Below are 21,208 nucleotides of genomic sequence, written 5' to 3' on the forward strand. Positions count from 1 at the left end.
CCGCTAGACCGCCACCGGCGCCTTGATCGCCGGATGCGGATCGTAGCCGTGTATCTGGATGTCGTCGAAGGTGAAGCCGAACAGGTCGGTCACTTCGGGATTGAGGTGCAGCCTGGGCAGCGCGCGCGGTTGGCGCGACAACTGCTCGCGTGCCTGGTCGTAGTGGTTGGAATACAGGTGCGCGTCGCCCAGCGTATGCACGAAATCGCCGACGCCCAGGCCCGTGGCCTGCGCCACCATGTGGGTCAGCAACGCATAGCTGGCGATGTTGAACGGCACGCCGAGGAAGATGTCGCCGCTGCGCTGGTACAGCTGGCAGCTCAGCTTGCCGTCCACCACGTAGAACTGGAACAGCGAGTGGCAGGGCATCAGCGCCATCTTCGGCAGCTCGGCCACGTTCCAGGCGCTGATCACCAGCCGGCGCGAATCGGGATTGCGCTTGATCTCGTCGACCAGCCATTGCATCTGGTCGACAGTCCTGCCGTCGGCGCCTTCCCAGCTGCGCCACTGCTTGCCGTACACGGGGCCCAGTTCGCCGTTCGCGTCGGCCCACTCGTCCCAGATGCTGACCTTGTTGTCCTTCAGGTAAGCGATGTTGGTCTCGCCCTTCAGGAACCACAGCAGTTCGTGGATGATCGAGCGCAGATGCAGCTTCTTGGTGGTGACCAGCGGGAAGCCTTCGTTCAAGTCGAAGCGCATCTGCCAGCCGAACACGCTGCGCGTGCCGGTGCCGGTGCGGTCGGACTTCTCGCTGCCATGCTCCAGCACGTGGCGCAGCAGGTCGAGGTATTGCTTCATGCCTGGTCTCCGGCGGAATGCTTCGGGATTTACTTGCCGGTGGCCGGCGCGGCAGCGGCGGGCTGCAGCGTGGGCGCGCGGCGCGACAGCCACAGCAGGTACAGGCCCAGCAGCACCAGCGGCACGCTGAGGATCTGGCCCTTGGTCAGCCAGCCCCAGGCCACGTAGTGGCCTTCGTCCGGCACCCGGACGAATTCCATCAGGAAGCGGAACACGCCGTACATCAGCGCGAACAACCCCGAGACCAGGTAACGCGGCCGCGGCCTGCGTGAAACCGTCCACAGCACGACGAACATCACCAGGCCTTCGAGAAAGGCCTGGTACAGCTGCGAAGGATGCCGGGCGAACGGGTCCAGCGCGCCCGCGGCGTACTGCGCCTGCAACTGGGCGGCGTCGAGGCCGCGCAGCGCTGGATCGGTCGGGAAGATCACGCCCCACCCGGCCTGGGTGTACTTGCCCCACAATTCCGCACCGATGAAGTTGCCCAGGCGCCCGAAGCCCAGTCCCGGCGCGGCCAGCGGCGCCACGAAATCCATCGTGTCGAAGAAATGCAGCCGGTGCCTGCGCGACCACCACAGCGCCGCGGCCATCACGCCGAGCAGTCCGCCATGGAAGCTCATGCCGCCTTCCCACACCTTGAAGATCGACAGCGGGTTGTCCAGGAAGGTGCCGAACCCGTAGAACAGCACGTAACCGATGCGCCCGCCCAGCACCACGCCGAGCATGGCGTAGAACATCAGGTCGGAGAATGCGTCGGCATCGACGCCCGGCAGGCGTCCCTGCGACGCGCGGCTGCGCCCCAGCCACCAGGCCACGACGAAGGCCAGCAGGTACATCAGGCCGTACCAGTGCAGCTTGACCGGCCCCAGCGAAAAGATGATCGGATCGATCTGGTGGAGGTAGATCATGCGCCTCGGCGTGGCCGGTGGGGAGCGCCTATTCTGCCCCACCTCGCCCGCACGTGGATGACCGCGCGCAGTCCCGGCCGCTCAATCCAGCAGCCGCGGACGATTGGGCAACTCGTCCTCGTCGACCTGGCCGGCCTGTTGCGGGAAATGCCGGGCCAGCAGCGCCGAGGCGGCCGCAATGCCCTCCAGCACGGCCTGCTCGGCCTGGCCCTCGCGCATCCCGGTCTCGATCAACGCGCAGACCTCGCGCCATTGCGCATCGCTGACCCGGCCGTCCAGTCCGCGGTCGGCGACGATCTCGATGCGGTGGTCGGCCAGCAACAGGTAGATCAGCACGCCGTTGTTGGCTTCGGTGTCCCAGGTACGCAGGCGGACGAAGACCTCGTGCGCACGCTCGCGGGCCTGCATCCCCGCCAGCACCGCGCCCGGCGGCAGGTTGGTTTCCACCGCGAACATCACCTCGCCGCGGTGCAGGCGTTCGCCGGCCGCGATGGCCTCGGTGATGCGGTGCAGGCTGTCCTCCGGGAACAGCCGGCGCGAGGAGCGAGCGAACAGATGGCGCAACAGGCGCATCACCAGCTCCCGGAGGCGCCACCGCCCCCCGACATGCCGCCACCCCCGCTCCAGCCACCTCCCCCGAAGCCTCCCCCGCCTCCGAACCCGCCGCCGCCCCAGCCTCCGCCGCCACCGCCCCAGCCACCCCAATCGCGATGGCGGGCGTAGGCGCCCCGTGTCGACACCGAGGCCAGGCCGTACAGCAGGCCGAAGACGCCCGCGATGCCGGCCGGGATCAACGACGACAACAGCAGCGCCACGCCCGCCGCGGCGCCACCGGTGAACAGGCCGCGCAGCCCGGCCGGCGCACGGCCGAACATGCCGCGCACCAGGGTCGCCACGATGAAAGCCGCGAACAGCGCGAAGAGCCAGTCGCCGCCGGAGCCGTCGCCTGTCGTCGAGCGGTGCGTACTGACCGGCGCCGGCAGGGATTCACCCTCGATCAGCTTCACCAGCACGGCCGTGGCGTCGGTGACGCCACCGGCGTAGTCGCCGGCACGGAACTTCGGCACCAGGTATTCCTGGATGACACGGTTGGCCACGGCGTCGGGAATCGCGCCTTCCAGGCCATAGCCGGTGTGGATGCGCACCCGCCGGTCGTCCTTCGCCACCACCAGGATCACCGCGTCGTCCACGCCCTTGCGCCCCGGCTTCCACTGGTCGAACACGCGCTGGGTGTAGTCGAAAATATCCTCCGGCTGCGTGCTGGGCACGATCAGCACCTGCAACTGGCTGCCCTTGCGCTGCTGCAGCGCCAGCGCCTGCTGCTCGAGTTGCTGCTTCTGCGCGGCGTCCAGCGTGCCGGTGGTATCGACCACCGGCGAATCCAGCGCGGGAATGGCCGCCAGCGACTGCGCCCAGGCCGGCGCAGCCACCAGCAGCAGGCTCAATGCCAGCGCGCGCAGCATGGCGGCGATGGCCGCGGCTCAGTTGTCCGGGGACGGCGCGGGCGGCGGCGGGGGTGCCTGGGGCGCGGCCGGCGGCGGCGTGCCGAAGTCGACGGCGGGAGCCTCGGAGATCGCCGCTTCGTTCTCGACGGTGAAGTTCGGCTTTTCCCTGGCGCCGATGATCTTGGCGGTGACCACCTGCGGGAACTGGCGGATATAGGTGTTGTAGTCCTGCACCGTCTGGATGTAACGGCCGCGGGCGACGGTGATGCGGTTCTCGGTGCCTTCCAGCTGCGCCTGCAGGTCGCGGAAGGACTGGTCGGATTTCAGGTTGGGGTAGTTCTCGGTCACCACCAGCAGGCGCGACAGCGCGCTGGACAATTCGCCCTGTGCCTGCTGGAACTGCGCCAGCGAAGCGGCATCGTCGGCATTCACCTGGATCTGGCCCACCCGCGCACGCGCATTGGTCACCTCGGTCAGCACCTGGCGTTCCTGCTGCGCGTAGCCCTGCACGGTCTTGACCAGGTTGGGAATCAGGTCGGCCCGGCGCTTGTACTGGTTCAGCACTTCCGACCAGCCGGCTTTCACCGCTTCGTCCTTCTGCTGGATGGTGTTGTACCCGCAGCCCGACAACAGCACGGTCAACGCGATCAGCAACCACAGACGCGACACCTGGCGCATGGCACGGCACTCCCTTGGGCGGACGTCCCGATTCCAGCACCTTGCCCATGACCGCGCAAGCTGCGCGCGCTTGCAGCCGCCCACGCTTCGTTAGGCTTCCGTGAAAAAGGAAGGGCTCCCGAGGGAGCCCTTCGCCGTGCCGGAGATGGCGCCGGTCACTCGCGCAGCATGCGCAGGCCGGCGCGCTTCTTGGCCCACAGGTTGAGGCATTCGACCACGGCCGAGAAGCCCATCGCGCCGTACAGGTAGCCCTTCGGGATATGCATCTCGAAGCCGTCCAGCAGCAGGTACGCGCCCACCGCCACGATGAAGGCCAGCGCCAGCATCTTGATGGTGGGGTTGTTGTCGATGAACTGGCCCAGCGGGCGCGCCGCCAGCAGCATCACCGCCACCGCCAGCAGGATGGCCGCCACCATCACCGGCGTGTGGTTGGCCATGCCGACCGCCGCGATCACCGAATCCAGCGAGAACACGATGTCGATCACCGCGATCTGCGCGATCACGCCGGCGAAGGACGCGGCCGGACGCGTATGCACGTCTTCGGAATCGGGCTCGCCCTTCACCAGCTCCAGGATTTCCTTGGTGCCCTTCACCAGCAGGAACACGCCGCCCAGGATCAGCACCAGGTCGCGCACCGAGATGCCCTGGCCGAACAGGGTGAACAGGTCGGTAGTCAGGCCGGCCAGCCAGGCCAGCGTCAGCAGCAGCATGATGCGGGTGATGCACGCCACGGCGATGCCGAACTTGCGCGCCACTTCGCGCTGGTGCGGCGGCAGCTTGCTGACCGCGATGGAGATGAAGACCAGATTGTCGATGCCCAGCACGATCTCGATCGCACTCAGCGTGACCAGCGTGATCCACACCTGCGGATCGGTTAGCAATTCCATCATGGGGGAGTACCTAGGTTCGGATCAGGAGTTCACAGATAGCGCGGCGCGAGGATCAGCGCCCAGCACAGCAGCACGTTCATCATCAACACGAACACCGCCGCCGAGCCCATGTCCTTGGCCCGGCCGGCCAGCTCGTGGTGTTCCGGGCCGTAGCGTTCGATCACCGCTTCCACGGCGGAATTCAGCAGTTCGGCCGCCAGCACCAGCAGGCAGCTGCCGATCATCAGGGCGCGTTCCAGGCCGCTCTGCCCCAGCCACAGGGCCAACGGCGCCATGACCACCAGCAGGTAGACCTCCAGGCGGAACGAGGATTCGTGCATCCACGCCGCCCGCAGCCCCTGCAGGGACCAGACGGTGGCTTTCAGGATGCGGCCGGGGCCGCGGGGGAGGTGTCCGGTTTCGTCTGCCATGGGGCGGGTTGAGGCGGAAGGAGCGACGTGTCGGGTGGAGCCGGCGCCGTCACCGCGCCAAGGTGTCGATTTTGCCACAAGGCGCTCCCCGGCCGCCTCGCCATGGGTTTGCATCCCCGAGAACGGGCTGGTCCACTAGGGCCCGCCCGCGTCCAAGGAGCCCCTCCCCCGTGTCATTCCTGAATTCCGTACGCCCGCCCCTGATCGCCGCCGCACTGCTGGCCTTGCTGAACGCCTGCGCCGGCGGCCCGCCGACGGCCCCGGTCGCGGCCGCGACACCTGTTGCGGCGCAAAGCGCACCCCGGATCCCCGAACAGGTCTCCAACCCCGCCTGGGAGGCCGACATGCGGCGTTTCGAGGCTGCCGACGCGCAGTCTCCCCCGCCGCGCCATGGCGTGCTGTTCATCGGCAGCTCGTCGATCCGGTTCTGGGACACGCTGGCCCAGGACTTTCCGGGCGTGCCGGTGATCAACCGCGGATTCGGCGGATCAGAGCTGCGCGACAGCACCTGGTATGCCGACCGCATCATCGTGCCGTACGCACCGCGGCAGGTCCTGATCTATGCCGGCGACAACGACCTCAACGCGGGCCGCACGCCGCAGCAGCTGCGCGCGGACTTCATCGCCTTCGTCGAGCGCGTGCGCCGCGACCTGCCGAAAACGAAGCTGGCCTACATCAGCACCAAGCCCAGCCCCTCGCGCGCGCACCTGCTGGCGACGCAGCGCCAGGCCAACGCGCTGATCCAGGCCGAAGCCAAGCGATACGGTGTGGATTACATCGACATCTTCACGCCCATGCTGGATGCGACGGGCCAGCCGGACGAAAGCCTGTTCATCGAGGATCGGCTGCACATGAACCGTGCCGGCTACCTCATCTGGCAACGCGAGATCGCGCCCTACCTGAAGTAGGCACGCGCAAAAAAGAAGCCCGGCGATGCCGGGCTTCTTGCTTCCACGGAGCGCCCGCGTCAGAAACCGCTGGCGTTGAGGCGACCACCGGTGACGGTCTTGTTCTGCAACGAGGTGGTCGGCACGGTGGCATCCAGGATCGCCGCCTTGATCTGCGCGGCCGTGGACCCCGGACGGGTGGACGCGTACAGGGCCGCCGCGCCGGTCACGTGCGGGGTAGCCATGGAGGTACCGCTGTAGCTGGCGTACGACGAGACCAGCTGCCCCTTGGACGACTTGGGCACCGTCGACCAGATGCCCGAACCCGGCGCACCCAGGTCCACCGTGGTCCGGCCCCATTGCGAGAAACTGGACAGGCCACCGGTGCTGGTGGTGGACGCGACGGCGATGATGTTCGCGTTCGGATAGTTGGACGGATAACTCGCGGTGACGTCGTTGTCGTAGGCATCGTTGCCCGCCGCGGCGATGAAGAGGATCTCCGCGTTGCCGGCGCGCGTGATCGCGTCCTGCAGCGCCTGCGAGAAGCCGCCACCGCCCCACGAGTTGTTGGTGGCCACGATGTTCAGCCCATGGCGGGTCTTCAGGTCGGTGAAGTAGTCGATGGCCTTGATCGCATTGGCGGTGGTGCCGCCGCGACGGCCCAGGAACCTGCCGCTGATCAGCTTCACGCCGCTCCAGCACACGCCGGCCACGCCCTTGCCGTTGCCGCCCACGCCGGCGATGGTGCCGGCCACGTGCGTGCCGTGGTCGTCGTTGGCGCCGCCGGAGTTGATGTTGTTGCTGTTGCCGTCGAAGTCCCAGCCCCGCACGTCGTCGACGTAGCCGTTGCCGTCGTTGTCCACGCCATCGACCGGGTCGTACGGATTGGTCCAGATGTTCGCAGCCAGGTCTTCATGATTGAAGTAGATGCCTTCGTCGACCACGCCGATCACGACGTTGTCGCAGCTGGTGTGCCCGGCGGCCCACGCTTCGGATGCCTGCGAACCGTAGGCGTTGGCGGGCGTGCCGGCATCGCCGTACATGCCCCACAGCGAACCGTCGGTGGCATAGGGGTCGTTGGAAACGGCGCGGTGCTGGTAGGTCCAGTTGGGCTCGGCGTATTCCACCGCCGGATCGGCGCTGAGCGCCTGCACGGCCGCGGCCAGGTCCAGGTTGGCCGGCAGCTTCAGCAGTGCGATCTCGCCGGTGCGGCCATTGCCGCGGCGCACCGTATCCAGCTTCTGCGCACCCAGGCCTTGCGCCACGGCCTGGCGGTCCGCGGCTGCGGCGCCATCACGGTACTTCACCAGCAACTCGCCGCTGGCGTGCGGCTGCCCCGCCCTCAGGCCCTTGATCACCAGATCGGGCCTGCCGCCCGCGCTGGCCGCCTGCGCCGCCCCCATGGCCACCAGCGTCAGCCCCACCCATACCGCCATGCGATTCTTCTTCATAGACCGATTCGACTCCGCGTGTTGTGGTTGCCGCGCCGAGCGGCGCAGTAGGTCGAATCTAGCGTGCAATCCCGGTCCAAGACATCGAATTTGACTCACACTTTCGCGGCACTTGCGCACGATCACAATGCCACCGGTGGCATCGGAACGATTCGCACCGCAGCGGCCGGTTCCGCTGCGATGCGGCAGCCTGTCTGCAGAGGCTTCAGCGCCGGCGCGGTGCGCCTTCCGGTTGGTGCAGGCTGAGCACGTTGCCGTCCGGGTCGAGGAAATCCAGCGACAGTCCGCCGTCCGGCGATTCGCTCACCGGCACCACGATCTCCACACCCTTCGCGGCCAGCGCTTCAGCGTGGTCGTCGATGCCGCCGTCCAGACTGAAGACGACCACCGGCGATTCGCCCGCGCGCGCCTCGCGCGGAATGAACACCAGGCTCAGGTCGCCCACGTCGCCGACGGCGAACGGACCGTCATGGCCCTCCACGACCTGCACGGGCAGGCCCAGCGTGTTTCGGTAGAAGGCGACCGACCGCGCCAGGTCGGAGACGAAGAAGACGATGGCGCCTACCTTGCAGTGACTGATCATGGGACTTCCTCCTGTGTGATTCCCTTCTCTTGGTTGCCGCGGGAAGACGATGTGTGAGCGCGCGCATCGATCAGGACCAGGTGGCCGTCCGGATCGTGCGTGCCGAGACCCACGCCGACCCGCATGGCCGCCTTCAGCGCCCGCCGCACCCGCCCGAACTGCAGGTCGACGGTCCGGGCCGGATCGCGCAGGCAGGCCAGGGCCAGGCTGTCGGCCCGCACGTCGGGCGTTTGCAGGGCCAGGGCACGGCGGATGCGCGTCAGCCGCTGGCGGAACGCCGTGGGTTCGATCCGCAGGATCCAGCGGATCTCGTCCGCCGACAGGCCATGCAGGGCCAGCCGCGCGAGCCGGCGTGCCGAGGGTGGCAGCGCGGCGAGCCAGGCATGCGCCGCGCGGTGATCCGGCGGCGCGCAGTCGGGGTCGACAGGGTCCTGGTCCTGCAGGGAGAACGTGGCCTCGCGATGTCGCCGGCGCACGCCGCCGCGCGCTGACAAGGCCGCCTGGCGCCGCAGCACACCGGACAGCCATGGAAGGTCGTGCCGACCGGCCACCCACGCGGCGAGCAGTGTTTCCTGCACCAGGTCTTCGGCGTCTTCCACGCGCGGGCACAGGCTCAGGGCCTGCGCCCGCAACTGGCGCCAGGCCGCCAGCGTCACGGCATCCTGCCCCCCGGTGCGCGTCACTCAGTCGTCCCGATGGATGGCGGTGCCGCGGCTGCCGTCGGGGTGGATCCAGCCCCGGTACATCCCGCGCGTACTGAGGACCAGCACCACGTTGCCGTCGCGGTCCAGTGCGATCACGCCCCCGTCGCCGCCGTGCGCGGGCACTTCGCCCAGCACGACGTCCTCGGCGGCATCGCGCAGCCGGTCGCCGCGGTAAGCCACGCGCGCCGCGATGTCGTGGGCGACCACGTTCCGGATGTAGTACTCGCCCCAGCCGGTGCAGGACACCGCGCAATGCGCGTCAGCCCAGGTGCCTGCGCCGATCAGCGGCGAATCGCCCACGCGCCCCCAGCGCTTGTTCGTCATGCCGCCGGTCGACGTCGCCGCGGCCAGGTGCCCGCGACTGTCCAGCGCGACCGCGCCCACCGTGCCGAAATAGCGGCCACGCAGGTCCGGATTGGCCCGCCATGCCTGCTGCTCCTGGCGCTGCGCCTCGATCAGCTGCAGGCGCCGGGGCTCGGTGGAGAACCACGTGTTCGGCACCCGCTCGATCTCGGGATGCAGGTCGGCGAACTGCTCCGCACCGGCACCGATCAGGAACACGTGGGGCGAGTCCTCCAACACGCGGCGGGCGAGCCGCACCGGGTTGCGTACGCTGGACACGCCGGCGACCGCGCCGGCGCGCCGCGCCTGCCCGTCCATGATCGAGGCATCCAGTTCGTGGCGCCCGTCGGCGGTGAAGACCGCGCCGCGGCCCGCATTGAAGTGGGGCGAATCCTCCAGCACGCAGACCGACGCCTCCACCGCATCCAGCGCGCTGCCGCCCGAGGCCAGCACGCCGTGGCCCGCGTCCAGGGCGCGGTCCAGGTCCGCGTGGATGCGCTCGGCGCTCGCCTCGCCCGACATGGCCATGTCGATCACGCCCGCCCCGCCATGGATGGCCAGCGCGAGCGGCCTGCGCGGCGAATGCGTACTCATGGCGCCCTCCGGTCTGCCTGACCCGACGGTGCCAGCATACTCCGCGCTACTGCGAGCGGAGCGCCTCGATGGGGTCCAGCTGCGAGGCCTTGCGCGCCGGGTAGTAGCCAAAGAACAGGCCGGTCGCGATCGAGAACCCGGCCGCCAGGCCGACGACCTGCCCGTTCAATGCCACCGGCAGTTCGCTGAACTGGCCGACCAGCAGCGCACCGGCCACGCCGATCACGATGCCCAGCACGCCGCCGCCCAGCGACAGCAGCATGGCTTCGGCGAGGAACTGCCGGCGCACGTCGCCCGGCCCCGCCCCCACCGCCATGCGCAGGCCGATCTCGCGGATGCGTTCGGTCACCGATACCAGCATGATGTTCATGATCCCGATGCCGCCGACGATCAGCGAGATGGTGGCCACCGCGCCGAGCAGCAGCGACATCAGCTTGGTCGTGGCCGTGCGGGTGGCGACGATCTCGGAAATGTTGCGGACGTTGAAGTCGTCCTCCTCGCCCGGATCGATCCTGTGCCGCTGGCGCAGCAGCGCTTCCACTTCACCCTGCACGTAGCTGAGGTCCTTGGCGTCGGCCACGGTCAGGGCCACCTGCATCACCGCGCCCGGCGGCAGGCCCATCGAACCCATCAGCCGGCGGCGCGCGGTTTCCAGCGGCACCATCATCACATCGTCCTGGTCCTGGCCGAAGCCGCCCTGCCCCTTCGGCGCCAGCGTGCCCACCACGGTGAACGGCACGCGGCCCAGGCGCACGGTCTGGCCGATCCCGCTGTCCTCGCCGAACAGCGTGCGCCGCACCGTCTCGCCGAGGATCACGACCTTGGCGGCGCTGGAGTAGTCCTGCGCGTCGAAGCCTTCGCCGTTGGCGATGACCCAGCTGTTGATGTCGAAGAAGTCGGACTGCACGCCCTGCCAGCTGGTGGACGCATTGTTCTCGGCGAACACGATCTGGGTATTGCCGCGCAGCGCGCCCGCCACGTACTGCACTTCCGGGATTTCGTTGCGGATCGCATCGACATCGCCCTCGTTGAGGGTGAAGAAGCTGCTGGAACTCATGCGCACACCGCCGCCGCCCGGGCCGCGGCCCGCCCCGGGGCTGATGTCGAGCCGCTGCGAACCCAGGCCGGAGACCAGCTTGTCGATCTCGGCCTGCGTGCCCTGCCCCACCGACACCATCACGATGACGGCGGCGATGCCGATAATGACGCCCAGCGATGTCAGCGCGCTGCGCATCCAGTTGCCGCGCAGCGCATGCAGCGCGGTGCGCAGGATGTCGGAGAATTTCATGACGAAAGGCCGGGAATAGGGAATCGGGAGTCGGGATTCGCAACCGCAGAGCGAAGCCTCGCGGAAGGGAACAGCACCGACGGGGAAACAGGACGGGTCATGCGTGCGCTTCTCCGACTCCCGATTCCCGATTCCCGATTGCCGGCTCTTCATGCAGCTCCCCGTCGCGCATCACCAGGATGCGGTCGGCGTGCGCGGCGACTTCGGGGTCGTGGGTGATCAGGATGACGGTGTGGCCGTCGTCGCGCAGGCGCTTGAACAGGGCCAGGATTTCCTCGCCCGTCTTGCTGTCCAGCGCACCGGTGGGTTCGTCGGCCAGGAGGATCGGCGGCCGGTTGATCAGCGCGCGCGCGATGGCCACGCGCTGTTGCTGGCCACCGGACAGCTCGTTCGGGCGATGGCCCGCGCGCTCGGCCAGGCCGACGGCGGCCAGCGCCTGGCGCGCGCGTTCGGTGCGCTGTGCCGGCGGCACCTGGGCATACCCCAACGGCATGGCCACGTTCTCCAGCGCGGTCATGCGCGGCAGCAGGTGGAAGCCCTGGAACACGAAGCCGATCTTCTCGCGGCGCAGGACCGCCAGTTGCTCGGCGTCCAGCGTGGCCACATCGATCCCGTCGCACAGGTAACGGCCGTCGGTGGGCGTATCCAGGCATCCGATCAGGTTCATCAGGGTGGACTTGCCCGAGCCGGACGGCCCCATGATGGCGACGAAGTCGCCGCGGTCCACGCGCATGTCCACGCCTTTCAGCGCGACGACTTCCGCCTCGGTGCCCGCGGAATAGACCTTGCCCAGCGCGTGCGTCTGGATGACCGGCGTGCGCTCGCCCGCGATCGCTGACGGCATGTTCATTCCTTCGCGCGCTCGCCCACGACCACCACATCGCCCTCCTTCACCGCGCCGGACACCTCGGTGCTGGTGCCGTCGCTGGCGCCGATGCGGACCTGCACCATCTCCGGCTTGCCGTTGACCAGCGCGTAGATGGGCGCACGCTTGGCGCCCAGCAGGGCGCGCAGCTCGGCATCCCAGCGCTGCTTCTGCGTATCGTCCAGCGTGGCGCGGAACGGCGCGAAGTCCTGCTGCATGCGCTCGGCCATGCGCTGGCGCATCTGCGCCTGCATCGCGCCACCGCCGCCGCCGGCATTGCCACCCGGCCGGGGGCCTGCGCCGAACATGCTGGCGCCGCTGCGCTGCTGCGCCTGCGCCATCCGCGCGGCCTGGCGTTCCCGCAATGCCGTGAGCGCGGCATCGAAGGCGGCCTGCTGGTCGGGCTTGAGCTGCAGCGTGCCGGCCACGCGCGCCAGGTCTTCGCCGATGCCGCCGCCGCGGCCCTGGCCGCCTTGCGGCGCCTGCGCGGCGGCGGTGGCATTGGCGGCCTCACCGGTCGGCTTGTAGCGCAGCGCGGCGTTGGAGACCTTCAGGATGTCGTCGCGCTTGCTGACCTCGATCTCGGCATTGACGGTCAGGCCCGGCAGCAGCGTGCCGTCGCTGTTGTCCACGCTGACCACCACCGGGTACGTCACCACGTTACTGGTGGTCGTGGCCGACAACCGCACCTGCTGCACCTGCCCGCGGAACTGGCGGTCGGCGAAGGCGTCGACGGTGAACGACACCGCCTGCCCCACCTTGACCTGGCCGATGTCGGCCTCGTCCACGGCCAGCTCGATCTTCATCTTCGACAGATCCTCGGCGATGGTGAACAGCTCCGGCGCCTGCAGGCTGGCCGCCACGGTCTGCCCCGGCTCGATGGTGCGCGTCAGCACCACGCCATCCACCGGCGAACGGATCACCGTGCGGTCCAGGTTGACCCGGGTGGTCTGGGTGGACGCCGTCTGCTGGCGTATCGACGCCTGCGCCGCATTGACTTGCGCGCGCGCCTGGTCGCGGGCGGCCCGGGCCAGGTCCACGTCGCTCTGCGCGACCAGCTTCTGCCGGCCCAGGTCGGCCTTGCGGGCGTAGTCCAGTTCGGCATTGGCCAGCGTGGCTTGCGCCTGTTTCAGGCTGGCCTGCGCATTGGCGATCTGCGCATTGCCCTGCTCGATCTGGGCCTCGTAGGTACTGGGATCGATGCGCGCCAGCACCTCGCCCTTCTTGACCTCGCTGTTGTAGTCGACCAGCACGTCGGTCACCTGGCCGGATATCTGGCTGCCCACGGTGACCGTGGAAATGGCGCTGAGCGTGCCGGTGGCCGAGATCGCCACGCGGATGTCGCCGCGCTCGATGGTGGCGGTGCGGTAGGCGCTCTCCGCTGCCCCGCTCTGGCGGGCGGTCCACCACCAGGCGCCGCCGCCGAGGATGGCAGCCACGGCGATGCCGAGCAGCAGGGAGGGAGCGATGGACTTCTTGCGCGGGGTGGAACGTGCAGGCTGGCTCATGCAGTGAGTCGGCTCGGAAGAGGGGATTCGGGGAGGGGAACGCACCGGGGGCCGCGGCGTTGACAGCCGCGCGCGCCGGTCAGTTCCCGTATGGATTACGGAACGAAGCGGATGGTCGCGGTGGTGCCGCGGCCCAGCTCGCTGTCCAGCTCGATCTTCCAGCCGAACCGGTCGCACAGGCGGCTGACGATGGACAGGCCCAGCCCGCTGCCATGCGGGCGGTTGGGGTCGGCGCGGTAGAAGGGTTCGAAGACCCGCACCATCGATTCGGCCGACATGCCGATGCCGGTATCGCGCACGATCACCCGGTCCGGCTCCAGAATCACGTCGATCCGGCCGCGGTCAGTGTAGGAACAGGCGTTGCGCAGCAGGTTGCTCACCACCACCTGGAACACGCGCGGCGGCGCATGCAGGCGCGGGCGCGCATGCAGCGTGACCTCCAGGTCCACCGGCTTGTTGAGCAGCAGCGCGCGCGCATTCTCGGCCTCGTCCATGACGATGTCGGCCACGTCGAAATCCTCGCTCTGCGGCTCCACCTCGGCCTCGCGGGCCAGGATGAGGAAGGCGTCGATCACCGCCTCCATGTCGCGGCCCGCCCGCTGGATGCGCTGCAGCGCGCGCGCCACCCGCGGCGGCGAATCCTCGGCCATCGCCATGTCGCTGGCCACGCGGATCACCGTCAGCGGCGTGCGCAGCTCGTGGCTGGCGTCGCGGGTGAAATCGCGCTCGCGCGCCACGTGTGCGGTCACCCGCTGCGCCAGCCCGTGCAGGGCGGAGGCCAGTTGCCGCGCCTCGCCCTGCACGTCGTTGGGCAGGCGGTCGGCGGCCAGGGTGCTGACGTCGGGACGGCGCGGGTCCCACTCGGCCACCTGGCGTGCCAGCCAGCTGACCGGCGAGACCAGCCGCTTGGAGGCGCGGTAGGTGAGCCACGACACCAGGTAGATCGCCACCAGCGTCATGATGATCGGCACCGTGCCGAAGTAGAACGCCAGCCGTTCGGCCTGCGAGCGCAGGAACACCAGGTACAGGCGCCCCGCGGGCTGTTCGTCCACCAGCACCAGCAGGTCGTCGTCCTTCAACTCGTGGAAGCCGGGCCTGAGCTCGCGCAGGTTTTCCGGCAGTACCAGGTTGGAGTGTCCCTTCACCACCAGGTAGCCGCGCAGGTTGTGCGTGTTGGGCGGGGGTTGCGCGGTGCTGGCGCTGTACAGCTCCCAGAAGTGCGCGGCTTCCTCCTGCAGCGCGGTGTTCATCAGGCTGTGCTTGATGACCGCCGAGATCAGGTACACGCCCAGCACGATGGCCAGGCTGACCATGACGGCCTGCAGGATGAAGGCGATCCTGAGCTTGCGAGGCAGGCCGTGGCGCATGGGGATCCGTCGGGCGAAAGCCGGAGTATGCCGCGCGCCGACGGCCGGGTCAGCCGATGTCGGCGATGCGGTAGCCGGCGCTCTGCACGGTGTGCAGCAGCGGCTTGTCGAACGGCTTGTCGATCACCTTGCGCAGGTTGTACAGGTGGCTGCGCAGGGTGTCCGAGTCCGGCAGGCCGTTGCCCCAGATCTCGCGCTCGATCTCCTGCCGGGTCACCACGCGCGGCGATTCGCGCATCAGGATGGTCAGCAGGCGAAGGCCGATGGGCGAGAGCATCAGCTCGGTGCCGCCACGGGTGGCCCGCATGCTGACCGGGTCGAGCACCAGGTCGGCGACCTTCAGCACCTCGGCCCCCACCTGACGGCGCTCGCGGCGGATCAGCGCCCGCAGGCGGGCCTCCAGCTCCTGGATGGCGAAGGGCTTGGTGAGGTAGTCGTCGGCACCGGAACTCAGGCCGGTCAGCTTGTCGTCCAGGGTGTCGCGCGCGGTGAGCATCAGCACCGGCGTGGACTTGCGCGCTTCGTTGCGCAGCCGCTTGCAGACCTCCATGCCGTCCAGGCGCGGCAGCATCAGGTCCAGCACCAGCACGTCGTAGCTGTTCTCCACCGCCAGGCGGTAGCCGTCCAGGCCGTCGGTGGCGTAGTCGACCTCGAACCCGCGTCCTTCCAGGTATTCCCCGATCATCTCGGAAATGTTGCGGTTGTCTTCCACCACCAGCACCAGACCTGCGGTTTCCTGACTGTGTCGCATGACAGCTCCCTTGAAAGGCTTCAGGTTTGTGAAACTACCCGGAGCCCGGTGGACGCCATGTGAAGGCCGCCGCTGCATTCAGGCGGCAGTAGGGATAGGCTTCGCCCTCCCTCCCCGACGGCCCCGCCATGATCGAACGCGTCCTGCCCCTGTGCCTGCTGCTGGCCTCCAACGTCTTCATGACCTTCGCCTGGTACGGCCACCTGAAGTACAAGTCCGCCCCCCTGGTCGTGGCGATCCTGGCCAGCTGGGGCATCGCCTTCTTCGAGTACTCGCTGATGGTGCCGGCCAACCGGATAGGCAGCGCGGTCTATTCGGTGGTCCAGCTGAAGACGATCCAGGAGATCCTGACCCTGCTGGTCTTCGCCGGCTTCAGCACCTGGTACCTGGGCCAGCCGCTGAAGTGGAACCACTACGCGGCGTTCGCCCTGATCGTGGGCGCGGCGTTCCTGATGTTCTACGAATGAGCCCCGTAGGAGCGCCCCATGGGCGCGATGCTTTTCCGGGACGGCACCAAGAGCATCGCGCCCATGGGGCGCTCCTACGGGAGAAAAGGATCAGAACCGGATCTTCCCCGTAATGATGTCCTTGAACATCACCCAGTCGCCGGCGAAGGAATAGAACGGGTGCTTGAAGGTGGCGGGCCGGTTCTTCTCGAAGAAGAAGTGGCCGACCCAGGCGAAGCCATAGCCGCAGATCAGCGCGGCGAGCAGCCACCAGGCATTGCGTTCGACGACGGCCAGCGTCACCAGGGCCAGCACGCCGCAGCTGCCGATGAAGTGCAGCCGGCGCGAGGTGCGGTTGCTGTGCTCGGCCAGATAGAACGGATAGAACTCGCGGAAACCGGCGAAGCGGCTCATGTCCCCTCCCACAGGGTCAGGCAGCGCGTGGCGAGAACATGATCACCGCCATGCCGGCCAGGCACAAGCCGGCGCCCAGCAGGTCCCAGCGCGTGGGCTTCACCGCGTCCACGGCCCACAGCCAGAAGATCGCCATGGTGATGTAGACGCCGCCATAGGCCGCATAGACCCGGCCCGAGGCCGTGGGGTGCAGGGTCAGCAGCCATGCGAACAGCGCCAGGCTGGCCGCGGCCGGCAGCAGCAGCCAGGCGCTGCCGCCCTTGCGCAGCCACAGGTAGGGGAGATAGCAGCCGACGATCTCGGCCAGCGCGGTGACGAGGAACAGCAGCAGGGTCTTCATGCCCACAGTAGAGCGGAGCCCGCTCCGCTGCGTCTACCACCGGCGACAGCGAACGCCGCGCCCGCGGAGCGGGGCATGCCCGGCCCTACGGAGCTTCATCCCGCTTCACCCGCGCCCACAGCGCTTCCTGCGCGTCCAGGCCCAGCGCGGACATCGTGGTTCCCTCGGCGGCCGCGAGCGCCTCCATCGCCCGGAAGCGGCGTTCGAACTTCAGGTTGGCCCGGCGCAGCGCGCCGCCCACGTCCACCTTCGCATGACGCGCGAGGTTGGCGGCGACGAACAGCAGGTCGCCGATCTCGTCCTCCAGCCGCGCATCGCGTTCGGGCGAAGGCGCGGCGGCGAGCTCGACGCGCACTTCGTCGATCTCCTCGTGCAGCTTGTCGATCACCGGCGCGGTATCCGGCCAGTCGAAGCCCACGCGGGCCGCGCGCGACTGCAGCTTCACCGCGCGCTGCCACTCCGGCAGTCCGCGCGACACGCCGGCCAGCGCGGACGTGTCTTCTTCGCCGGCGGCCTTGCGCTCGGCGGCCTTGATCGCTTCCCAGCTGACCGTCTGCGCCTGGGCATCGGCCAACGAGGCCCCCTGTCCCGAGTCCGTCGAAGGGCCGAAGACGTGCGGGTGCCGGCGCACCATCTTGTCGCAGATGGCGTCCACGACATCGGCGAACGCGAAGGCGCCCTGCTCCTGCGCCATCCGCGCATGGAAGACGACCTGCAGCAGCAGGTCCCCCAGTTCGTCCTTCAGCGCGGGCAGGTCGCCACGGTCGATCGCGTCGGCGACTTCGTAGGCCTCCTCGATCGTGTAGGGCGCGATGGTCGAGAAATCCTGCTCCAGGTCCCAGGGACAACCGCCATCGGGGGCGCGCAGGCGCGCCATGATGGCCAGCAGGCGCGCAATGCCGCCTTCAGGCGGTGCGGGCATGTCCATGTTCATCCCCCAGCGCCCGGGCCAGCCACGTGCGCCACGGCAGCGTCATGTCGCCCATCGCGACGAAGTCGCCGTTGAGCAGCGTCTCGCGGCGGTTGTAGCGGAACGCGCGGCCATCCGGCGCCAGCAGCGCGCCACCGGCGGCCTCCAGCACGCACTGCGCCGCGGCGGTGTCCCATTCGCTGGTCGGACCGAAACGCGGATAGACGTCCAGTGCGCCCTCGGCGATGCGGCAGAACTTCAGCGACGATCCCAGCGACACCTCCTCGATGCCGCCCATCGCATCCAGGAAGGCCTGGGTGCGCGCATCGCGGTGCGAACGGCTGGCGGCGACCTTCAGCGCACCGGTCGCGGGCGAGCGCGTGCGGATCGGCGTATCCACGTCTCCCACGCGACGGTAGGCATTGCGTCCCTGGCGCGCATGCCAAGTTTCGCCGCTCACCGGCGCGTGCACCACGCCGAAGATGGGTTCGTTCTGCTCGATCAGCGCGATGTTGACGGTGAACTCGCCATTGCGCTTGATGAACTCGCGGGTGCCGTCCAGCGGATCCACCAGCCAGTAGGTCGGCCACTGGCTGCGTTCGCTCCACGGGATGTCGGCCGCTTCCTCCGACAGGACGGGCCACTGCGGGGTCAGCCTGCGCAGGCCGTCGGTGATCACCTGGTGGGCGGCCATGTCGGCGGCGGTCAGCGGGCTGTCGTCGGTCTTCTGCTGCACGTCGAAGGTGCCTTCGTACACGGCCATGATGGCCTGGCCCGCTTCGCGGGCGATGACGATGACGGCTTCGTGCAGGTCGGCGGTCATGCGGCTCATGTCCGCTCTTTCAACCATTCGCGGGCGATGAACAACGCCGCCAGCGAACGGCCTTCCGAAAAATCCTCGCGCAGCATCAGCCGGTCGAGGTCTTGCAACTTCCAGGGCACTACTTCCAACTCCTCGGGTTCATCCCCCGGCAGGCGCTCGGGGTACAGGTCTCTTGCCACCACCAGCCAGGACTGGTGGCTCATGTAGGTGGGCGCCAGGGTCAGGGCACGGAGCACGTCGATGCGGCGCGCGCCGAAGCCGGCCTCTTCCTTCAGTTCGCGGTCGGCCGCCTGTTCCGGCGTCTCGCCCGCGTCGATGCGGCCCTTCACCAGGCCCAGTTCGTAGCGGTGCATGCCGGCGGCGTACTCGCGCACCAGCAGCACCGTGTCCTCGTCCTGCATCGGCACCACGACCACGGCGCCATGGCCCTGCGAACGCAACCGGTGGTAGCGACGGCGCTCGCCGTTGCTGAATTCCAGGTCCAGTTCTTCGACATGCCGGTCGGGCCCGTCGGTGCGCTGGGTGATGCCATGGATGATCGGCAGTCGGCTCATCGGGCGGCGCGGCATCCGCGCCCGGCACGCAGGGCGCGACGACGGCAGGGGGCGGAGCCCGATATCATGTGGGGATGCGACAACAGGATCATCGAGTGGGAATGCTAGCAGAGGCGGAGGACTGGCGTAGCCGCGATCTGTCGGTGCTGTGGCATCCCTGCACCCAGATGCGTGAGCACCCGCACACCTTGCCGCTGGTGCCGATCGCCCGCGGCGAGGGCGCCTGGCTGGTGGGCCATGACGGCACCCGCTACCTGGACGCGGTCAGCAGCTGGTGGACCAACCTGTTCGGCCACGCCGAGCCGCGCATCGGCGCCGCCATCGCCGCACAGGCGGGGGCGCTGGAACAGGTGATGCTGGCCGGCTTCACCCACGCGCCCGCGGTGGAACTGGCCGAGCGCCTGCTGGCGGTGGCGCCGCGGCAGGCCGGTCGCGCGCCGCTGTCCAAGGTGTTCTACGCCGACAATGGCTCTGCCGGCGTGGAAGTGGCGCTGAAGATGGCCTTCCACTGGTTCCACAACCGCGGCGAGCACCGCCGGACCCGGTTCGTCGCGCTGGAGAACGGCTACCACGGCGAAACGCTGGGCGCGCTCGCGGTGGGCGACATCCCGCTGTACCGGCGCGTGTATGCGCCGCTGCTGGCCGAAGCGCTGTTCGCGCCGTCGCCCGACGCCTACCTGGCGCAGCCGGAAGAATCCCCGGCCGCATGCGCCGCGCGCGCCGCCGATGCGCTGGCCGCCCTGCTCGACCGGCACGCCGGCGAGATCTGCGCGGTGATCGTCGAGCCGCGCGTGCAGTGCGCCGGTGGCATGCGCATGCATCATCCGGACTACCTGGCGCGGGTGCGCGAGCTCTGCGACGCCAGCGGCGCGTTCCTGATCGCCGACGAGATCGCGGTGGGTTTCGGCCGTACCGGCACCCTGTTCGCCAGCGAGCAGAGCGGCGTGATGCCCGACCTGCTGTGCCTGTCGAAGGGCCTGACCGGCGGCTTCCTGCCGTTGGCGGCGGTACTGGCCACGCAGTCCATCTACGACGGTTTCCTCGACGATTCGCGCGAACGCGCCTTCCTGCATTCGCACAGCTACACCGGCAATCCACTGGCCTGCGCCGCCGCGCTGGCATCGCTGGCCATCTTCCGCGACGACGACATCCTGGCGCGCAACCGCGTCACCGCGCGCGCGATGGCCGCGCTGGCCGAACCGCTGGCCAGCCACCGCCATGTGGCCGACGTGCGCCAGGCCGGCATGGTGCTGGCGTTCGAACTGACCCGGGACGGCAACAAGGCCACGCCTTTCCCCGCCGCCGCACGCGTGGGCCTGAAGGCCTACCGCGCCGCGCTGGCGCGGGGCGTCGTGCTGCGCCCCCTGGGCGACGTGCTGTACTGGATGCCGCCGTACTGCGTGGAGACCGACGACCTGCAGCATCTGGCCGACGTCACCCGCCACGCCATCGAGGAAGCCACCGCATGCGCCTGACCCGCTGTTACGTGGAGCTGCCGCTGCGGGCGGGCGCGCGCGTCGTCCTGCCCGAACTGACGGCCAACCACCTGGCCCGCGTGCTGCGGCTGCGCGAAGGCGACGCCTGCGTGCTGTTCAACGGCGACGGCCAGGATCATGACGGCCGCATCGCGTCGATCGGCAAGCGCGAGGTGGTGGTCGAGCTGCAGGCGTCGCGCGCGGTCCATACCGAATCGCCGCTGCAGGTCACCCTGCTGCAGGGCGTCGCGCGCGGCGAGAAGATGGACCTGATCCTGCAGAAGGCGACCGAACTGGGCGTCGCCGCCGTGATCCCGGTCATGGCCGAACGCACCGAGGTGAAACTGGATGCCGAGCGCGCGGAGAAGCGCGTGGCGCACTGGCGCAGTGTCATCGCCTCGGCCTGCGAACAGAGCGGCCGTGCGCGCCTGCCGGCGTTGTCCGCGCCGACCCCGCTCAACGACGCCGCGCGCGGCATCGCCGGCGATGCGTTGCGCCTGACGCTCGACCCCACCGGCGACGTGTCGCTGGCGACCGTGCAGGTCACGACGGGAGCGGTGGTGATCGCGATCGGTCCGGAGGGCGGCTGGTCGCCGCGCGATCGCGACACGCTGTCGGCGGCAGGGTTCACCGGCCTGCGCCTCGGTCCGCGCATCCTGCGCACGGAAACCGCCGGCCTGGCCGCCATCGCCGCGCTGCAATCGCGCTTCGGCGACCTGTAGGGCGACTGCACCTGGCGTTCGCAGGCTGGGTTGACAAACTCAGCACAGGATCTGT

Annotated in this window: 25 protein-coding genes; 4 read left to right on the top strand and 21 right to left on the bottom strand. The window is 69.1% G+C overall.

Going from position 1 to position 21,208, the window contains the following annotated elements:
- Positions 1-3 precede the first annotated feature (3 nt).
- The 7 genes from MUU77_RS14320 to MUU77_RS14350 all read right to left on the bottom strand — a co-directional run bounded on the left by MUU77_RS14320 (position 4) and on the right by MUU77_RS14350 (position 5,129).
- Positions 4-798, bottom strand: a complete 795-nt coding sequence (locus MUU77_RS14320; protein ID WP_245088206.1) for a thymidylate synthase — start codon at positions 796-798, stop codon at positions 4-6.
- A 29-nt stretch (positions 799-827) separates the two neighbouring features.
- Complete coding sequence (lgt, locus tag MUU77_RS14325) at positions 828-1,706, bottom strand: prolipoprotein diacylglyceryl transferase (protein ID WP_245088209.1); 879 nt, start codon at positions 1,704-1,706, stop codon at positions 828-830.
- A gap of 81 nt (positions 1,707-1,787) precedes the next feature.
- Positions 1,788-2,279 (bottom strand): TPM domain-containing protein, encoded by a 492-nt coding sequence (locus tag MUU77_RS14330; RefSeq protein ID WP_245088212.1) that lies wholly within the window; start codon positions 2,277-2,279, stop codon positions 1,788-1,790.
- Positions 2,279-3,169: a TPM domain-containing protein gene (locus tag MUU77_RS14335; protein ID WP_245088214.1), complete on the bottom strand. Its 891-nt coding sequence runs from the start codon at positions 3,167-3,169 to the stop codon at positions 2,279-2,281. The genes MUU77_RS14330 and MUU77_RS14335 overlap by 1 nt, the downstream gene beginning before the upstream one ends.
- A gap of 18 nt (positions 3,170-3,187) precedes the next feature.
- Positions 3,188-3,829 (bottom strand): LemA family protein, encoded by a 642-nt coding sequence (locus MUU77_RS14340; protein WP_245088217.1) that lies wholly within the window; start codon positions 3,827-3,829, stop codon positions 3,188-3,190.
- A 155-nt stretch (positions 3,830-3,984) separates the two neighbouring features.
- Positions 3,985-4,719: a TerC family protein gene (locus tag MUU77_RS14345; RefSeq protein WP_245088219.1), complete on the bottom strand. Its 735-nt coding sequence runs from the start codon at positions 4,717-4,719 to the stop codon at positions 3,985-3,987.
- A 29-nt stretch (positions 4,720-4,748) separates the two neighbouring features.
- On the bottom strand, positions 4,749-5,129 hold the full coding sequence (locus tag MUU77_RS14350; RefSeq protein ID WP_245088222.1) for a diacylglycerol kinase: 381 nt from the start codon (positions 5,127-5,129) through the stop codon (positions 4,749-4,751).
- 215 nt (positions 5,130-5,344) lie between these two features.
- Here MUU77_RS14350 and MUU77_RS14355 point away from each other — a divergent pair, with 215 nt between their 5' ends.
- On the top strand, positions 5,345-6,037 hold the full coding sequence (locus tag MUU77_RS14355) for an SGNH/GDSL hydrolase family protein (protein WP_245094517.1): 693 nt from the start codon (positions 5,345-5,347) through the stop codon (positions 6,035-6,037).
- Between the two features lie 59 nt (positions 6,038-6,096).
- Here MUU77_RS14355 and MUU77_RS14360 read toward each other — a convergent pair whose 3' ends face one another.
- The 9 genes from MUU77_RS14360 to MUU77_RS14400 form a co-directional block, all read right to left on the bottom strand.
- Positions 6,097-7,467 (bottom strand): S8 family peptidase, encoded by a 1,371-nt coding sequence (locus tag MUU77_RS14360; RefSeq protein ID WP_245088226.1) that lies wholly within the window; start codon positions 7,465-7,467, stop codon positions 6,097-6,099.
- A 205-nt stretch (positions 7,468-7,672) separates the two neighbouring features.
- Positions 7,673-8,050, bottom strand: coding sequence for a VOC family protein (locus tag MUU77_RS14365; protein ID WP_245088229.1), 378 nt, complete (start codon positions 8,048-8,050; stop codon positions 7,673-7,675).
- Positions 8,047-8,706, bottom strand: coding sequence for a sigma-70 family RNA polymerase sigma factor (locus tag MUU77_RS14370; RefSeq protein WP_245088232.1), 660 nt, complete (start codon positions 8,704-8,706; stop codon positions 8,047-8,049). The genes MUU77_RS14365 and MUU77_RS14370 overlap by 4 nt, the downstream gene beginning before the upstream one ends.
- Positions 8,707-8,733: 27 nt before the next feature.
- A complete protein-coding gene (locus MUU77_RS14375; protein WP_245088236.1) occupies positions 8,734-9,690 on the bottom strand; it encodes an isoaspartyl peptidase/L-asparaginase in 957 nt (318 codons plus the stop codon).
- 46 nt (positions 9,691-9,736) lie between these two features.
- Entirely contained in the window at positions 9,737-10,978 is a 1,242-nt protein-coding gene (locus MUU77_RS14380) for an ABC transporter permease (protein ID WP_245088239.1), read from the bottom strand.
- A 97-nt stretch (positions 10,979-11,075) separates the two neighbouring features.
- Positions 11,076-11,822 carry an ABC transporter ATP-binding protein gene (locus MUU77_RS14385; protein ID WP_245088242.1) on the bottom strand — a complete coding sequence of 249 codons (747 nt, stop codon included), beginning with the start codon at positions 11,820-11,822 and terminating at the stop codon, positions 11,076-11,078.
- Between the two features lie 2 nt (positions 11,823-11,824).
- Positions 11,825-13,351 carry an efflux RND transporter periplasmic adaptor subunit gene (locus tag MUU77_RS14390; RefSeq protein WP_245088245.1) on the bottom strand — a complete coding sequence of 509 codons (1,527 nt, stop codon included), beginning with the start codon at positions 13,349-13,351 and terminating at the stop codon, positions 11,825-11,827.
- Positions 13,352-13,446: 95 nt separating this feature from the next.
- Positions 13,447-14,718, bottom strand: a complete 1,272-nt coding sequence (locus MUU77_RS14395) for a HAMP domain-containing sensor histidine kinase (RefSeq protein ID WP_245088249.1) — start codon at positions 14,716-14,718, stop codon at positions 13,447-13,449.
- A 49-nt stretch (positions 14,719-14,767) separates the two neighbouring features.
- On the bottom strand, positions 14,768-15,469 hold the full coding sequence (locus MUU77_RS14400; protein ID WP_056879702.1) for a response regulator transcription factor: 702 nt from the start codon (positions 15,467-15,469) through the stop codon (positions 14,768-14,770).
- A gap of 128 nt (positions 15,470-15,597) precedes the next feature.
- Between MUU77_RS14400 and MUU77_RS14405 the strand changes: the two genes are divergently transcribed.
- Positions 15,598-15,936, top strand: a complete 339-nt coding sequence (locus MUU77_RS14405) for a DMT family protein (RefSeq protein WP_245088252.1) — start codon at positions 15,598-15,600, stop codon at positions 15,934-15,936.
- Positions 15,937-16,026: 90 nt separating this feature from the next.
- Here the strand turns inward: MUU77_RS14405 and MUU77_RS14410 are convergent, their stop codons facing one another.
- From MUU77_RS14410 to nudE, 5 genes are all read right to left on the bottom strand, one after another.
- Positions 16,027-16,329 (bottom strand): DUF962 domain-containing protein, encoded by a 303-nt coding sequence (locus MUU77_RS14410; RefSeq protein ID WP_245088255.1) that lies wholly within the window; start codon positions 16,327-16,329, stop codon positions 16,027-16,029.
- Positions 16,330-16,345: 16 nt separating this feature from the next.
- Positions 16,346-16,669, bottom strand: coding sequence for a YnfA family protein (locus MUU77_RS14415; protein ID WP_245088258.1), 324 nt, complete (start codon positions 16,667-16,669; stop codon positions 16,346-16,348).
- Positions 16,670-16,754: 85 nt separating this feature from the next.
- Positions 16,755-17,591 (bottom strand): nucleoside triphosphate pyrophosphohydrolase, encoded by an 837-nt coding sequence (gene mazG, locus MUU77_RS14420; protein ID WP_245088260.1) that lies wholly within the window; start codon positions 17,589-17,591, stop codon positions 16,755-16,757.
- Positions 17,575-18,411, bottom strand: a complete 837-nt coding sequence (gene cysQ, locus MUU77_RS14425) for a 3'(2'),5'-bisphosphate nucleotidase CysQ (RefSeq protein WP_245088263.1) — start codon at positions 18,409-18,411, stop codon at positions 17,575-17,577. Before cysQ ends, mazG begins: the two co-directional genes overlap by 17 nt.
- Positions 18,408-18,956 (bottom strand): ADP compounds hydrolase NudE, encoded by a 549-nt coding sequence (nudE, locus tag MUU77_RS14430; protein WP_185895344.1) that lies wholly within the window; start codon positions 18,954-18,956, stop codon positions 18,408-18,410. The genes cysQ and nudE overlap by 4 nt, the downstream gene beginning before the upstream one ends.
- Positions 18,957-19,057: 101 nt before the next feature.
- On the opposite strand from nudE, the gene bioA reads away from it, so the two are divergent.
- Together bioA and MUU77_RS14440 are read left to right on the top strand one after the other, a co-directional pair.
- Positions 19,058-20,431 (top strand): adenosylmethionine--8-amino-7-oxononanoate transaminase, encoded by a 1,374-nt coding sequence (gene bioA, locus MUU77_RS14435; RefSeq protein WP_245094520.1) that lies wholly within the window; start codon positions 19,058-19,060, stop codon positions 20,429-20,431.
- The gene (locus tag MUU77_RS14440; protein ID WP_245088266.1) at positions 20,422-21,153 is read left to right on the top strand and encodes a 16S rRNA (uracil(1498)-N(3))-methyltransferase; all 732 of its coding nucleotides are present in this window, start codon (positions 20,422-20,424) and stop codon (positions 21,151-21,153) included. The genes bioA and MUU77_RS14440 overlap by 10 nt, the downstream gene beginning before the upstream one ends.
- The last annotated feature ends 55 nt before the right edge of the window (positions 21,154-21,208 follow it).

The sequence above is a fragment of the Pseudoxanthomonas sp. F37 genome (genome assembly GCF_022965755.1).
In the GTDB taxonomy this organism is placed as follows: domain Bacteria; phylum Pseudomonadota; class Gammaproteobacteria; order Xanthomonadales; family Xanthomonadaceae; genus Pseudoxanthomonas_A.

Coding starts and splice junctions, on each gene's coding strand:
- MUU77_RS14320 (WP_245088206.1), bottom strand. CDS start 798: ATGAAGCAATACCTCGACCTGCTGCGCCACGTGCTGGAGCATGGCAGC.
- lgt (WP_245088209.1), bottom strand. CDS start 1,706: ATGATCTACCTCCACCAGATCGATCCGATCATCTTTTCGCTGGGGCCG.
- MUU77_RS14330 (WP_245088212.1), bottom strand. CDS start 2,279: ATGCGCCTGTTGCGCCATCTGTTCGCTCGCTCCTCGCGCCGGCTGTTC.
- MUU77_RS14335 (WP_245088214.1), bottom strand. CDS start 3,169: ATGCTGCGCGCGCTGGCATTGAGCCTGCTGCTGGTGGCTGCGCCGGCC.
- MUU77_RS14340 (WP_245088217.1), bottom strand. CDS start 3,829: ATGCGCCAGGTGTCGCGTCTGTGGTTGCTGATCGCGTTGACCGTGCTG.
- MUU77_RS14345 (WP_245088219.1), bottom strand. CDS start 4,719: ATGATGGAATTGCTAACCGATCCGCAGGTGTGGATCACGCTGGTCACG.
- MUU77_RS14350 (WP_245088222.1), bottom strand. CDS start 5,129: ATGGCAGACGAAACCGGACACCTCCCCCGCGGCCCCGGCCGCATCCTG.
- MUU77_RS14360 (WP_245088226.1), bottom strand. CDS start 7,467: ATGAAGAAGAATCGCATGGCGGTATGGGTGGGGCTGACGCTGGTGGCC.
- MUU77_RS14365 (WP_245088229.1), bottom strand. CDS start 8,050: ATGATCAGTCACTGCAAGGTAGGCGCCATCGTCTTCTTCGTCTCCGAC.
- MUU77_RS14375 (WP_245088236.1), bottom strand. CDS start 9,690: ATGAGTACGCATTCGCCGCGCAGGCCGCTCGCGCTGGCCATCCATGGC.
- MUU77_RS14380 (WP_245088239.1), bottom strand. CDS start 10,978: ATGAAATTCTCCGACATCCTGCGCACCGCGCTGCATGCGCTGCGCGGC.
- MUU77_RS14385 (WP_245088242.1), bottom strand. CDS start 11,822: ATGCCGTCAGCGATCGCGGGCGAGCGCACGCCGGTCATCCAGACGCAC.
- MUU77_RS14390 (WP_245088245.1), bottom strand. CDS start 13,351: ATGAGCCAGCCTGCACGTTCCACCCCGCGCAAGAAGTCCATCGCTCCC.
- MUU77_RS14395 (WP_245088249.1), bottom strand. CDS start 14,718: ATGCGCCACGGCCTGCCTCGCAAGCTCAGGATCGCCTTCATCCTGCAG.
- MUU77_RS14400 (WP_056879702.1), bottom strand. CDS start 15,469: ATGCGACACAGTCAGGAAACCGCAGGTCTGGTGCTGGTGGTGGAAGAC.
- MUU77_RS14405 (WP_245088252.1), top strand. CDS start 15,598: ATGATCGAACGCGTCCTGCCCCTGTGCCTGCTGCTGGCCTCCAACGTC.
- MUU77_RS14410 (WP_245088255.1), bottom strand. CDS start 16,329: ATGAGCCGCTTCGCCGGTTTCCGCGAGTTCTATCCGTTCTATCTGGCC.
- MUU77_RS14415 (WP_245088258.1), bottom strand. CDS start 16,669: ATGAAGACCCTGCTGCTGTTCCTCGTCACCGCGCTGGCCGAGATCGTC.
- mazG (WP_245088260.1), bottom strand. CDS start 17,591: ATGCCCGCACCGCCTGAAGGCGGCATTGCGCGCCTGCTGGCCATCATG.
- cysQ (WP_245088263.1), bottom strand. CDS start 18,411: ATGAGCCGCATGACCGCCGACCTGCACGAAGCCGTCATCGTCATCGCC.
- nudE (WP_185895344.1), bottom strand. CDS start 18,956: ATGAGCCGACTGCCGATCATCCATGGCATCACCCAGCGCACCGACGGG.
- bioA (WP_245094520.1), top strand. CDS start 19,058: ATGCTAGCAGAGGCGGAGGACTGGCGTAGCCGCGATCTGTCGGTGCTG.
- MUU77_RS14440 (WP_245088266.1), top strand. CDS start 20,422: ATGCGCCTGACCCGCTGTTACGTGGAGCTGCCGCTGCGGGCGGGCGCG.